At 71.4% G+C, this 13,948-nt stretch carries 8 protein-coding genes; 7 read left to right on the forward strand and 1 reads right to left on the reverse strand.

The features are described from left to right. The first annotated feature begins 340 nt into the window (after positions 1-340). The 7 genes from ABZ826_RS19475 (at position 341) to ABZ826_RS19505 (ending at position 13,628) form a co-directional block, all read left to right on the forward strand. On the forward strand, positions 341-3,937 hold the full coding sequence (locus tag ABZ826_RS19475; protein WP_361449348.1) for an ATP-dependent DNA helicase: 3,597 nt from the start codon (positions 341-343) through the stop codon (positions 3,935-3,937). 459 nt (positions 3,938-4,396) lie between these two features. Then, positions 4,397-8,077: a UvrD-helicase domain-containing protein gene (locus ABZ826_RS19480; protein WP_361449378.1), complete on the forward strand. Its 3,681-nt coding sequence runs from the start codon at positions 4,397-4,399 to the stop codon at positions 8,075-8,077. A 55-nt stretch (positions 8,078-8,132) separates the two neighbouring features. Continuing rightward, positions 8,133-9,527, forward strand: coding sequence for a dipeptidase (locus tag ABZ826_RS19485; protein WP_361449351.1), 1,395 nt, complete (start codon positions 8,133-8,135; stop codon positions 9,525-9,527). Positions 9,528-9,571: 44 nt separating this feature from the next. Next, the gene (nudC, locus tag ABZ826_RS19490; protein WP_361449354.1) at positions 9,572-10,519 is read left to right on the forward strand and encodes an NAD(+) diphosphatase; all 948 of its coding nucleotides are present in this window, start codon (positions 9,572-9,574) and stop codon (positions 10,517-10,519) included. A 730-nt stretch (positions 10,520-11,249) separates the two neighbouring features. Beyond that, positions 11,250-11,888, forward strand: coding sequence for a site-specific integrase (locus ABZ826_RS19495; RefSeq protein WP_361449357.1), 639 nt, complete (start codon positions 11,250-11,252; stop codon positions 11,886-11,888). A 568-nt stretch (positions 11,889-12,456) separates the two neighbouring features. Next, the gene (locus tag ABZ826_RS19500) at positions 12,457-12,951 is read left to right on the forward strand and encodes a hypothetical protein (RefSeq protein WP_361449360.1); all 495 of its coding nucleotides are present in this window, start codon (positions 12,457-12,459) and stop codon (positions 12,949-12,951) included. A gap of 281 nt (positions 12,952-13,232) precedes the next feature. Beyond that, positions 13,233-13,628 (forward strand): hypothetical protein, encoded by a 396-nt coding sequence (locus ABZ826_RS19505; protein WP_361449363.1) that lies wholly within the window; start codon positions 13,233-13,235, stop codon positions 13,626-13,628. Here the strand turns inward: ABZ826_RS19505 and ABZ826_RS19510 are convergent. Then, a partial coding sequence (locus ABZ826_RS19510) for a transposase (protein ID WP_361449366.1) occupies positions 13,553-13,948 on the reverse strand: 396 nt, incomplete at its 5' end. The genes ABZ826_RS19505 and ABZ826_RS19510 overlap by 76 nt on opposite strands.

The raw sequence follows: 13,948 nt of genomic DNA on the forward strand, positions 1-13,948 counted from the left end.
CGTGGTGCGGCGCGTGGCGAGGGCGCCCGAGGCACGGAGCGTGGCGACGATTCCTGCGGCCCGGAGCGTGGCGAGAGCGCCCGCGATACGCAGCGTGGCGACCGCTCCCACGGGCCGGAGCGTGCCGACGGCGCCCGCGCTGCGGAATGTGGTGACCGCTCCTGCGGCATGGCGCGTGCCGAGGGCGTCGGTGAGGCGGAACGTGACGAGGCACGCAGCCGACTCGTCCCGCATCGCGCCCGCGCCGGCGTAGCGTCGTCAGCTCGCGGCATGCACCGCACCCTCATCACCAGTACACCCACCAGCATCACCAGTACACCCACCAGGACCGGCGAACCACGTGAGCTCCTCCTCCTCCTCCTTCACCCGGCACAGTCCGCACCGTCAGGCACGGCAGGGGGTCCCCCCACGCCCGCAGGGGCGTAGAGGGAGGACCGCGGGCGCGTACCGACTGGTGCGCACCCCGCCGGGCTCAGTGGATCCCCCTCTTCTGGACGCGGCGCAACGTGCGGTGGTTGATCACCCCGGCGGTCCGCTCCTGGTGCTCGCCGGACCCGGCACCGGCAAGACGACCACGCTCGTCGAGGCGGTCGCCGCACGTGTGGCGCGGGGCGGCGACCCGGCCCGCGTCCTGGTCCTCACCTTCAGCCGCAAGGCCGCCGTGGAGCTGCGCGACCGGATGGCCGCCAGGCTCGGTGCCGCCCGCGGTCCGCAGGCCACCACGTTCCACTCCTTCTGTTACGCACTGGTGCGGGCCCACCAGGACGCCGACCTCTTCGCCGAACCGATGCGGCTGCTCTCCGGTCCGGAGCAGGACGTCACCGTCCGCGAGCTGCTCGCCGGTCAGCTCGAACTCGAACAGGACGGCTTCGCGCACATCCGCTGGCCCGACGAGCTGCGGGCCTGCCTGACCACGCGTGGTTTCGCCGACGAGGTACGGGCGGTGCTCGCCCGCAGCCGCGAGCTGGGCCTGGGCCCGGACGCGCTGGCCGACTTCGCCCGCCGCACCGGCCGACCGGACTGGGGGGCCGCCGCCGAGTTCCTCGCCGAATACCTGGACGTGCTGGACGCGCAGGGGGTACTGGACTACGCGGAGCTGGTGCACCGGGCCGTGCTGCTCGCGGAGCGCCCCGAGGTCTCGGCGTTGCTGGCCGGGCAGTACGACGCGGTGTTCGTGGACGAGTACCAGGACACGGACCCGGCGCAGGTACGGCTGCTGCACGCGCTGGCCGGCAACCGGGGGAGCGGGCCGGGCGCGGGGGGCGGTCGGAACCTGATCGCGTTCGGTGACCCGGACCAGTCGATCTACGCGTTCCGGGGCGCCGATGTGAACGGCATCCTCGACTTCCCGGAGACGTTCCGGCGGGCGGACGGCACCCCGGCCCCGGTCGGCGTCCTCACCACCTCGCGACGTTCCGGCGGACAACTGCTGGCCGCCACCCGACTGCTCACCCGCCGGATGCCGCTCACCCGGCTGCCCTCGGCGAAGGTCCGCGCCCACCGGGAGCTCGCCGCGGTCCGCGAGGTCGGCAGCGTGGAGGCGTACACCTACCCGACCGCCTCCGCCGAGCTCGACAACATCGCCGACCTGTTGCGCCGGGCTCATCTGGAGGACGGCGTCCCGTGGAACGAGATGGCGGTGCTCGTACGGGCCGGAGGCCGCACGATCCCCTCGGTGCGCCGGGCCCTGACGTCGGCGGGCGTTCCCCTGGAGATCGACGGCGACGATCTGCCCCTGCGCCATGAACCGGCCGTGGCACCGCTCCTGACAGCCCTCCGTGCCGTCGCGACAGCGGCGCTGCGCCGGGGTGCGGAGGCCTCTGTGACGGAGACCTCTGTGACGGAGGCCCCTGTTTCGCAGACCCCGGAGACCTCGGAGACCTCTGTTCCGGAAGGCGAGGAGGTCCGACCTGAGGTGTCGGCGGAGGCGCCGGCGGAGACAGAGGTCCCCGATCATGACCTCGGCCGGGAACCCGACCCGGTTTCCGACGTGGCTTCCGGCCAGGACCTCGGCCGGGAACCCGATCCGGCTCCCGGCCGGGCCCCCGCCTCCGAAGCGCCCTCCTGGCTGGACACCGAGACCGCCCTGACCCTCCTCACCTCCCCCCTCGGTTCCATGGACGCGGCCGATCTGCGTCGGCTCGGCCGGGCCCTGCGCGACGAGGAGAGGGCCGGCGGGAACCGCGTACCGGCGCCCTCCGGCGACCTGCTGGCCCGCGCGCTCGCCGAGCCCGAACGGCTCGTCGCGCACGATCCGGCGTACGCCCGCGGCGCCCAGCGCCTCGGCGCACTTCTGCGCAAGGCGCGTGAGCTCCTCGAAGGCGGCGGTACCGCGGAAGAGGCCCTGTGGGAGCTGTGGTCCGGCACCCCGTGGCCGGGGCGGCTGGAACGTGCCGCGCTGCGCGGCGGTGCGGGCGGCCGCAACGCCGACCGCGACCTCGACGCCGTCTGCGCCCTCTTCGACACCGCGGCCCGCGCCGAGGAACGCACCGGCGGCCGCGGCGCGCTCAACTTCCTGGAGGAGGTCGACGCCCAGGACATCGCGGCCGACACCCTCTCCAGGCGCGCGGTGCGCCCCGACGCCGTTCGGCTGATGACCGCACACCGGTCCAAGGGCCTGGAGTGGCGCCTGGTCGTCGTCGCGGGAGTGCAGGAGGGGCTCTGGCCGGACCTGCGCCGCCGCGGTTCGTTGCTCGAAGCGGACCGGATCGGCCGTGACGGTCTGGCCGAACCGCTCACCCCCGGCGCCCTCCTCGCCGAGGAACGCCGCCTCTTCTACGTCGCGGCGACCCGCGCCCGGGAACGTCTCGTCGTCACCGCGGTCAAGGCGCCCGCCGACGACGGTGACCAGCCGTCCCGCTTCCTCGCCGAGCTCGGCGTCGAACCGCGCGACGTCACCGGCCGCCCGCGCCGCCCTCTCGCCGTCGCCGCGCTCGTGGCCGAACTCCGCGCCACCACCGTCGATCCCGAAGCCTCCGACACCCTGCGCGAGGAAGCCGCCCGCCGCCTCGCCCGGCTTGCCGCGCTCACCGACGACGAGGGGCAGCCGCTCGTACCCGCGGCCCATCCGTATCGCTGGTGGGGCCTGTACGAGCCGACCCGCTCCACCGTTCCGCTCCGCGACCGGGACCAGCCCGTGGCCCTCTCCGGCAGCGCGCTCGACCAGCTCGCCAACACCTGCGCGCTCCAGTGGTTCCTCGGCCGCGAGGTGAAGGCGGACGCCCCCGCGACGGCCGCACAGGGCTTCGGCAACGTCGTCCACGTACTCGCTGACGAGGTGGCGTCCGGACGTACCCCCGCGGACCTGGCCGTCCTGGTGGAACGGCTGGACTCGGTCTGGGACGGACTCGCCTTCGACGCCCCCTGGAAGTCCCAGCAGGAGAAGGAACAGGCCAGGGTCGCCCTGGAGCGCTTCCTGCGCTGGCATGTCATGGACCGGGGCGGCCGCACCCCCGCCGCGAGCGAGCACGGCTTCGACGTGACGCTGGAGGCGGGGGAGTACGAGGTACGTATCCGCGGCTCCATGGACCGGGTCGAAGAGGACGCCGAGGGCCGGGCATACGTCGTCGACTTCAAGACCGGCAAGCAGTCCCCGACCAAGGACGAGGTCACGCGCCACCCCCAGCTCGCCGTGTACCAGCTGGCTGTACGGGAAGGGGCGGTCGACGAGGTCTTCGACGGCCGCCGCCCCGCGCCCGCCGGCGCCGAACTCGTACAGCTGCGCCAGCCCGCCCCGAAGAAGGAGGGCGGCGACGCCCTTCCCAAGGTGCAGGCCCAGGAACCGCTTTCCGGGGAGTGGGTCTCCGACCTCCTGGCCACAGCTGCCGGCCGGGTCCTGGACGAACGCTTCACCCCCACGACCGGCCGGCACTGCACGCACTGCGCCTTCCGGGCCTCGTGCAGCGCACAGCCGGAGGGCCGCCACATCCTGGAGTGACTCTTGCGGCGGTTGCCCGAATGGTTTACGGGCGACCCTGGCGTGGATGCCGATGCAGGCGGACCGGCCGGTGTCCGAGCTGGGCCGTGCGAGACAGTCGTACGCGTGGCCGAATCATGGACTTTCGACAGTGACACCGTGCCAGCGGCTCCGGACGAGGCCCTCGACGTGCTCAGGCTCAGGATCGCCGACCGGCAGCTCGAAACGTGGCTGACCAGCTCGGCCGGACGCCGGCTCGCTGTCGTCAGCAATGCCGAACGCGCGATGGTGATGCAAGCCGAGGCGACCGTCCGCGTCCCTCCAAACAGCCGTCGTTCGAAGCAGTCCGGAACCGGGCCGACAGGCGGCCCTGTTGTCGGCCACCGCGTGGCACTGTTGCCGTCCGCCGGTTCTGCCGGGGCGGCCGGAGCCGACGGGCGCCCCGGCACATTGTCGGTGCGCCCGGTTAGCCTCGGTCGGGTGTCCTCACCTCTCACCGATCCCGAGCAGCTCAAGGAACTCCTCGGGATTCCGTTCACCCCGGAGCAGACGGCCTGCATCACAGCGCCGCCCGCCCCGCAGGTGATCGTGGCCGGAGCCGGGTCGGGGAAGACCACGGTGATGGCGGCGCGCGTGGTGTGGCTGGTGGGGACGGGACAGGTCGCCCCCGAGCAGGTCCTCGGACTCACCTTCACCAACAAGGCGGCGGGGGAGCTCGCCGAGCGCGTCCGCAAGGCCCTGATCGCAGCCGGGGCCACCGATCCGGACGCCATCGATCCGGACAACCCCCCCGGCGAGCCCAGCATCTCCACGTACCACGCGTTCGCCGGCCGGCTCCTCACCGAGCACGGGCTGCGCATCGGGCTCGAACCCACCACCCGCCTCCTCGCCGATGCCACCCGCTACCAGCTCGCCGCCCGCGTGCTGCGCGAGGCACCCGGCCCGTATCCGGCCCTGACCAGGTCGTTCCCCACACTGGTCAGCGATCTGCTGGCCCTCGACGCCGAGCTGGCCGAGCATCTCGTACAGCCCGAACAGCTCGCGGAGTACGACACCGACCTGCTGCGCACGCTCGAATCGGCCCGGCTCACCAACGCCGAGCTGCGCCAGATCCCCGAGACCGCGCAGGCCCGTCGTGAGCTGTTGCAGCTGACCCGCCGCTACCGCGAGGCCAAGAAGAGCCGTGACCTCCTCGACTTCGGTGATCAGATCGCGCTCTCGGCCGAGCTGGCCCTCACCCGCCCGGAGGTCGGCGCGATCCTGCGCGACGAATTCAGGGTCGTCCTGCTCGACGAGTACCAGGACACCTCGGTCGCCCAGCGCCTGCTGCTCTCCGCCCTCTTCGGCCGACGACCTGGCTCCGGCTCCGACTCCGGCCCCGGTCCTGGCTCCGAGACGGCAGCTACGAAGGCACCGACCGGAACGACCACCGACGCGGCGGCCGAACCGCGGAGGGCGGGGGTGCGGACGGCGCAGACCGCGGCCGGGGCGCGGACCGCGGAAGCGGCGGGGGCCGGCCACGCCGTCACCGCCGTCGGCGACCCCTGTCAGGCGATCTACGGCTGGCGCGGCGCCTCCGTGGCCAACCTCGACGACTTCCCGCTCCACTTCCCGCACGCCGACGGAACCCCCGCCACCCGCTACTCCCTCAGCGAGAACCGCCGCAGTGGCGGCCGGCTCCTCCACCTCGCCAACGGCCTCGCCGCACCCCTGCGTGCCATGCACGAGGGCGTCGAGGCGCTGCGCCCCGCCCCCGGCGCCGAACGGGACGGCACCGTCCGCTGCGCCCTGCTGCGAACCCACACCGAAGAGATCGACTGGCTCGCCGACTCGATCGCCCACCTCGTCAGGACCGGAAAGGCGCCCGGTGAGATCGCCGTCCTGTGCCGCACCGCGGGCGACTTCCCGGAGATCCAGGCCGCGCTGGTGGCCCGTGACATTCCGGTCGAGGTCGTCGGCCTGTCCGGGCTGCTGCACCTGCCCGAGGTCGCCGACCTCGTCGCGGTCTGCGAGGTCCTCCAGGACCCTGGCGCCAATGCCTCCCTGGTCCGGCTGCTCACGGGCCCCCGCTGGCGGATCGGCCCTCGCGACCTGGCGCTCCTCGGCCGTCGCGCACGCCTCCTCGTCCACCGCGCGGCCCACGGCGACGAGGACGACTTCGACCCCGACCGCCGCCTCGCCGAGGCCGTCGAAGGCATCGATCCGGCCGAAGTGATCTCACTCGCCGACGCACTGGACACCTTCCTCGAATCGGGCGGAGGGGCGGACGACGGACTTCCGTTCTCCACCGAGGCGCGCATCCGCTTCGCCCGCCTGGCCGCCGAACTGCGCGACCTGCGCCGCTCGCTGGCCGACCCCCTCATGGACGTGTTGCACCGCGTCCTCGCCACCACCGGCCTGGAGGTCGAGCTCTCCGCGTCGCCGCACGCCCTGGCCGCCCGCCGCCGTGAGACCCTCGCCAACTTCCTCGATGTCGCGGCCCGCTTCGCCGCCGTCGACGGCGAGGCCACCCTCCTCGCGTTCCTGGGCTTCCTGCGGACCGCCGTCCAGTACGAGAAGGGCCTGGACAACGCCCTGCCCGGCGGAGAGAACACCGTCAAGGTCCTCACCGCCCACAAGTCCAAGGGCCTGGAGTGGGATGTCGTCGCGGTGCCCGGCCTGGTCACCGGCCAGTTCCCCAGCAGCCAGTCCCGCGAGGCCTGGACGTCCCAGTCCAAGGTCCTCCCGCACGCGCTGCGCGGGGACGGGGCCACCCTTCCCGTCATCCACTCCTGGGACGCCAAGGGACTCAAGGGCTTCAAGGAGGAGATGAAGGAGCACCAGCACACCGAGGAGCTCCGCCTGGGATACGTCACCTTCACCAGGCCCCGAGGTCTGCTGCTGGGCTCCGGCCACTGGTGGGGCCCCACCCAGAAGAAGCCGCGCGGCCCGTCCGACTTCCTGCACGCGCTGTACGAGCACTGCGCGGCCGGACACGGCGAGATCGAGGCATGGGCGGATGAACCGGCCGAGGACGAGGAGAACCCGGCGCTCGCCGAGAAGGAGGCCGACCGGGCGTGGCCGCTTCCGCTGGACGGCATCGCGCTGACCCGGCGCCGGGCCGCTGCGGACACGGTGATGGCACATCTGGAGGCCCTGGCCGCGTCAGGGGATGTGCCGGACGCGTACGAAGCGCCCTCCGACGCCCCGGATCCGTACGGCGCTCCGGATCCGTCCGGCGCCCCGGATCCGTATGACGGCCCGTACGACGACGAACTGTTCTCCGACGACGCCCCGTTCCCCGACAGCGAGGCGTTTCCCGACGACGTCGATGACTGGGACGCACTGTCGGCGGAGCCCCCACGGAGCCCTGTCCCGTTCCCCGCCCCCGCTCGTCTCCCCATTCCCACCCCCGCTCAGCCCCCCGCCCCCACACCCCACGTCCCGGCTGCCCGCGCCCCCGAACCCGCCGGGGACCGCCGCCTCACCCCCGAGGAGTCCCGCACGCTCGCCTCCTGGGACCGCGACCTCCACGCCCTCACCGGCGAACTGCGCCGCGCCCGCGCCACCGTGCGCGATGTCCTCGTACCCGCCTCGCTCTCCGCCACCCAGTTGCTGCGCCTGGCCGACGACCCCGACGGCTTCGCCCAGGAGCTGGCCCGGCCCATGCCCCGGCCCCCGCAGCCCGCGGCCCGTCGGGGCACCCGTTTCCACGCCTGGGTGGAGTCCCGGTTCGAGGAGCTGCCCCTGCCCATGCTCGGGCCGGAGGAGCTACCGGGCGGAGACGAGAGCGATGCCGAGATCGCCGACGAGCGCGACCTCGCCGCACTCAAGGAGGCCTTCGAGCGCACCCCTTATGCCCGCCGTACTCCGTACCGCGTGGAGACGCCGTTCCAGATCACCCTGGCCGGCCGGGTGATCCGGGGCCGCATCGACGCGGTGTACCGCACCGGGGACACCTACGAGATCGTCGACTGGAAGACCGCCCGCGCCCATACCGCCGACCCCCTCCAGCTCGCGGTCTACCGCCTGGCCTGGGCCGAACTGCACGAGCTCCCGCTCACCGATGTCACCGCCACGTTCCTGTACGTACGCAGCGGGGAGACCGTCCGCCCCGTCCGCCTCCCGGGCCGCGCGGAGCTGGAGCGGCTCCTGCTGGACGAGCCGCCTCCCACGGGGTAGGCCGGGTCACCGCGGGCGGGCGGACCGCACTTGGCGAGGCACTAGGCTCAAGGCCATGAGCGACACCCCGGACAGCGCCGTCCGTACGTACACCGAGCAGCACCGCGCAGCCTTCCTCGACGACCTCGCCGACTGGCTGCGCATCCCGTCCGTATCCGCGCAGCCGGTCCACGACGGGGACGTACGACGCAGCGCCGAGTGGCTGTCCGCCAAGCTCAGGGAGACCGGCTTCCCGGTCAGCGAGATCTGGGAGACGCCCGGCGCGCCCGCGGTCTTCGCCGAGTGGCCGTCCGACGACCCGGACGCCCCGACCGTCCTCGTCTACGGGCACCACGACGTGCAGCCCGCCGCACGCGAGGACGGCTGGGACACCGACCCGTTCGAGCCGGTGATCCGCGACGGCCGCATGTACGGGCGGGGCGCCGCCGACGACAAGGGGCAGGTGTTCTTCCACACTCTTGGTGTGCGGGCCCATCTCGCCACCACCGGCCGTACCACCCCCGCCGTCAACCTCAAGCTGCTGATCGAGGGTGAGGAGGAGTCCGGCTCCCCGAACTTCCGCACACTGGTCGAAGAACGGGCCGCCCGGCTCACCGCCGACGCGGTGATCGTCTCCGACACCGGCATGTGGGACGAGAAGACGCCCACGGTCTGCACGGGTATGCGCGGCCTCGCCGAGTGCGAGATCGAGCTGCACGGCCCCGAGCAGGACATCCACTCCGGTTCGTTCGGCGGCGCGGTCCCCAACCCGGCGACCGCCGTGGCCCGGCTCGTCGCCGCCCTGCACGACGCGGACGGCCGGGTCGCGATCCCCGGCTTCTACGACGGCGTGACGGAACTCACCGACACCGAGCGCGCACTCTTCGCCGAGCTGCCCTTCGACGAGGCCACCTGGCTGCGCACCGCCAAGTCCCGGGCGGCGTCGGGCGAGGCCGGTTACTCCACGCTGGAACGCATCTGGGCCCGCCCCACCGCCGAGGTCAACGGCATCGGCGGCGGCTACCAGGGCGCCGGCAGCAAGACGATCATCCCCTCCTCCGCCCTCGTGAAGATCAGCTTCCGGCTGGTCGCGGGCCAGGATCCGGATCACGTCCAGCAGGTCGTACGAGCCTGGGCCGAGGGGCAGGTCCCGGCCGGTGTCCGCCACCGGATCACCTTCGCACCCGCCACCCGCCCCTGTCTGACACCGCTGGACCATCCGGCCCTGCAGGCCGTGGCCCGCGCCATGGGACGGGCCTTCGGCCAGAAGATCCTCTTCACCCGCGAAGGGGGCTCCGGGCCCGCCGCCGACCTGCAGGACGTGCTCGGCGCACCCGTCCTCTTCCTGGGCATCTCCGTACCGTCCGACGGCTGGCACGCTCCCGATGAGAAGGTCGAACTCGACCTTCTGCTCAAGGGCGTGGAGACAACCGCCCACCTCTGGGGCGAGCTGGCCGTCGCACTCCGCTGAATCCTCTGAACACCCGATCCATCCCGGGGGAGTAGGAAGCACCTGTGAGCACCTTCGACAACGCCACCGCAGACCGGCCCATCGGTCTCACCGCGCCCAGCGGCATCGACCGCGCGGCGCACCACCGCCTCGACGAGGCGTGGCTGTCCGCCGCCTGGAGCCACCCGACCACCCGTGTGTTCGTCGTCTCCGGCGGGCAGGTGCTGATCGACGACACGGCCGACGGCGGTACGGAGATCGTCATGACCCCGGCCTTCGAGGCCCCGGTCACCGAGACCCACCGCTACTTCCTCGGCACCGACGAGGACGGCGTCAGCTACTTCGCGCTCCAGAAGGACTCCCTGCCCGGCCGCATGGACCAGCCTGCCCGCCCGGCGGGCCTGCGCGAGGCCGGACTGCTGCTCGGCCCCCGCGACGCGACCCTGATGGTGCACGCGGTGGCCCTGGAGAACTGGCAGCGCCTGCACCGCTTCTGCTCCCGCTGCGGTGAGCGCACGGTCATCGCCGCGGCCGGCCACATCCGGCGCTGCCAGGCCTGCGGAGCCGAGCACTACCCGCGTACGGACCCCGCGGTCATCATGCTGGTGACGGACGAGCAGGACCGCGCCCTGCTGGGGCGCCAGGTGCACTGGCCCGAGGGCCGCTTCTCGACGCTCGCGGGCTTCGTCGAGCCGGGGGAGTCGATCGAGCAGTCGGTGGCCCGCGAGGTCTTCGAGGAAGCGGGTGTCACGGTCGGCGAGGTCGAGTACATCGCCAGCCAGCCCTGGCCGTTCCCGTCCAGCCTGATGCTGGGCTTCATGGCGCGGGCGACCTCCTCCGAGATCAATGTGGACGGCGAGGAGATCGAGGAGGCCCGCTGGTTCTCCCGCGAGGACCTGACGGCGGCCTTCGAGTCGGGCGAGATCATGCCCCCGTACGGCATCTCGATCGCGGCCCGCCTGATCGAACTCTGGTACGGCAAGCCGCTCCCGAAGCCGGGCACCGTCGGCTGACGTGCCGGCCGACATCGAGCTGTTGACCGGACTACCGGGCGACACGCCGGGTGTGACCACATCCCTCGCTTGGCCTAATCGGTAGACGTTGTGCATCCGAACGACGAAGGAGCGCAACGAAGTTGGACGCAGCATCTCGTGACTTCCAGTTGATCCGTCTGCCGCGATGGGGGCGGGTGGCTGTCGGAGCAGGGGCGGTGCCCTGGTTGGTCTTCGATGAGGAAGGAAGAGCGGTGGAGCCGATTCGCAGATTCCTGATCGACTTCGTCGCTCGGGACAACCGGCCGGGCAGCGTCCGCAGCTATGCCTTCGATCTTCTGCGCTGGTGGCGGTGGCTTCGGGTGGTCCAGGTCGATCGGGACCGGGCCACGTCGGCTGAGGTACGCGACTTCGTGCTGTGGCTGCGCGTCACGACGAAGCCACGGAGGACGGCGCGGACGCACTCGGCGGTGACTGCGGGGACGACCAACACGATCACGAAGAAGCCGTACCTGGACGACCTCTACAAGCCGCGCACGATCCGGCACAGCAACGCCGTGCTCCGCAGCTTCTACGAGTTCTGGATCGAGTCGGGCAGCGGCCCGCTGGTCAACCCAGTGCCGCTGGCCCGAAGTGTGAGGCGGCGACCGCACGTCCATCACAATCCTCTGGATCCGTACGGGAGCGAAGGACGGCTGCGCTACAACCCCAAGGTCCCGCGCCGGCTCCCGCGGCAGATGCCGGACGAACGATGGAACGAGTTGTTCGCGGCTCTGCGGTCCAACCGGGACCGGGCGATCCTCGCGCTCGGCATCAGCACGCCGCCCGTGCCTCCGAGCTCCTCGGGGTTCGCGGCGTCGACGTCGACTGGGGCGATCAGCTGGTACGCGTCGAGCGCAAGGGCTCCCAGGCTGAGCAGTGGCTGCCCTCCAGCCCGGAGTCGTTCATCTGGCTGCGGCTCTACCAGAGCGAAGGGCCACCGCTGGACCCGCAGGAACCCCTGTGGTGGACCCTGCGCCGACGCGATCACGGGGAAGGACTGGACTACCAGCCGCTGAACTACGAGGCCCTGCGCGCGGTGTTCCGCCGGGCCAATGCCCTACTGGGCACGAACTGGTCGATGCACGACCTGCGGTACACCGCCGCGCTGAGGATGGCCCGGGACAAGCGCCTGACCCTGCGAGACGTGCAGACCATCCTTGGGCACGCGCACCTCAGTACGACCGCCGACATCTACCTGGTCGAGGAGGAAGAGCAGGTCATCGCCCGAGTCCAGGAGTACCTCGCAGACCGCGAAGAACGTGCGAAGCACCCCGCGCCACCGACCGCCGTCGCCACAGGCTACGAGGCGAGCGACCTGGCGGTGCTGTTCGGGGGTGGGCAGGCATGAGCTTCGCCGGAGGACGACGCGCCAACCGGACCCGGCAGGCCGGGACCGGCACGACACCGGCGCGACCGCTGTTCGTCGAACACGACCTGAAAGCCGACGAGAACCGCGTCGGCCCGCACGACCGGTGCACTCGCGACGAGATCTTGGCCCTGCTTCCCGCCTCACCGCTCTGGCCGCGAAGGTCGTACCGCTGCAGCGTCGATCCCGCCGTGAGATTCCTAAGCTTTACCGGCCGGATCCTGGAGTGGCTGGAGTCGCATCCCGGGGACGGCTGGCAGGCCCGGTGGCGGGCGGCCGGCGCCGACCAGGGCAAGGAGATCGTGCTCGCCGGGGTGCTGGGCGACGACCAACGGGACTCCCAGCGCAACGGCGTGATCTCGGGCATGAACCAGCTGATGATCAACCGGATCGTGCTGCCGGGCTACGGCTTCCTGCGCGGCTACAAGGCCATGCGGCTGTTCAGGAACGTCCAGCAGCTCTTCCCCGACGGCAAGCTCGAGGAGATCCGCCGCTACGGCGGATCTCCTCGATCATCCTGCACACCGGCCGTGACCTCGATCAGCTCACCATGGAGGACATCTTCTACCTCCGGGCCCGTGACCGGCGTGAGAGTGGCGAGGCATACGTCGGCACCCACAGCGCCTGGGACCTGCTGTGCGGGGTCGGCATCCTGCAGACAAAGGACACGCTCAAGGATGCGCTTCGGCACGGACAGCGGCCGACCACCGAACTCGTTGACTCCTACAACATCCGGTCCACCCAGATCCGCAATGTGCTGGTGCGCTACCTCGAAGAACGGCGGCCCGCCGTCGACTACGGCACCTTCCGCGGACTGGTGCGCGAACTGGCCGGCGTCTTCTGGGCAGACATCGAAACCCACCACCCCGGCATCGAGACCCTGCGGGTTCCCGACGACGTCATCGACGCCTGGAAGCAACGGATGCTGACCTACACCGACAAGAGCGGCCAAGTCCGAGAGCGACGCTCGCGCATCGACGTGATGATGCGCGTCCGCGGCTTCTACCTCGACATCCAGGAATGGGCGCACGAGGACCTCTACTAGTGCCGCGACCGGCAATGTTTGCCCGGAAGGAGCGTCGTCCAGTGCGTGCGATCGCAAGGCGGTCGGAAGTCCTTGTAGCGGAGCTACCAGGGCTTTTGGCCAACGCGGCGAGCGTGCGCGCTGGGCGGCGCGACGGGGCAAAGCTTGCCGGGAGGGGCACTAGGCCCAGTGGGCCGTCCCCAGCCCGATCACCGGGGCGACGGCGCGGGCCACAGCAAGATGCTCAAACAGACCACGGCACGGATGCACCAGCGAGTGAGGGAACGGCTACCGCACCTGCGGTGCTCGTTGAGACTGCGGAGCGAGTACGCCGCGAAGCCGCCGCGCTGCTGGACGCGGCCCGCTCCACCCCGTTCAACGACGTCTTCGAGCACGCCGGGAAGCACTACCTGCGGGTGCTTCCCGCGGTCAACCAGGTGCCCAGCCGCCTCGACCACGGCTCACTGCACGTCTTCATCAAGGAAGTCGGCAGCACCGAGCGGCGGATCAACCAGTCCCTCGTCGAGGACGACGCCTTTTGGGCCTGGGCCGTCATCGAGACCCTGCGCCACACCGGCGTCCGGGCCGAAGAACTCACCGAACTGACCCACCTAGTGCCGGATCAGGCAACGTTTGCCCTGTCGACGACGGCGCGTAGGCGCCGGTCGTCGGCATGGCGGTTTCGCCAGATGATGTAGCGGCGGATCATGCTGCCCTGTTCCTTGTGGGTGGCGTGGTCGGTGCCGTCGAGGGCGAAGTAGCGCAGGGCGGTGAACTGGGCCTCGATCCGGTTCAGCCAGGAGCTGTTGGTCGGGGTATAGGCGATCTCGACGTTGTTGGCGGCGGCCCAGGTGCCGACTCGCTGGCACTTCTTTGTGGTCAGGTGCGGGGAGAAGTTGTCGCAGACAATCGCAATGCGGACTTGGGCCGGGTAGAGGGTGCGAAGGTATCGGCAGAACTCGAGGAACTGTGTCCGTCGCTTGATCGGCTTGATGTGGCCGTAGAGCTTGTCCTTGGC

It is taken from the genome of Streptomyces sp. NPDC047515 (assembly GCF_040643055.1).
Taxonomy (GTDB): Bacteria; Actinomycetota; Actinomycetes; order Streptomycetales; family Streptomycetaceae; genus Streptomyces.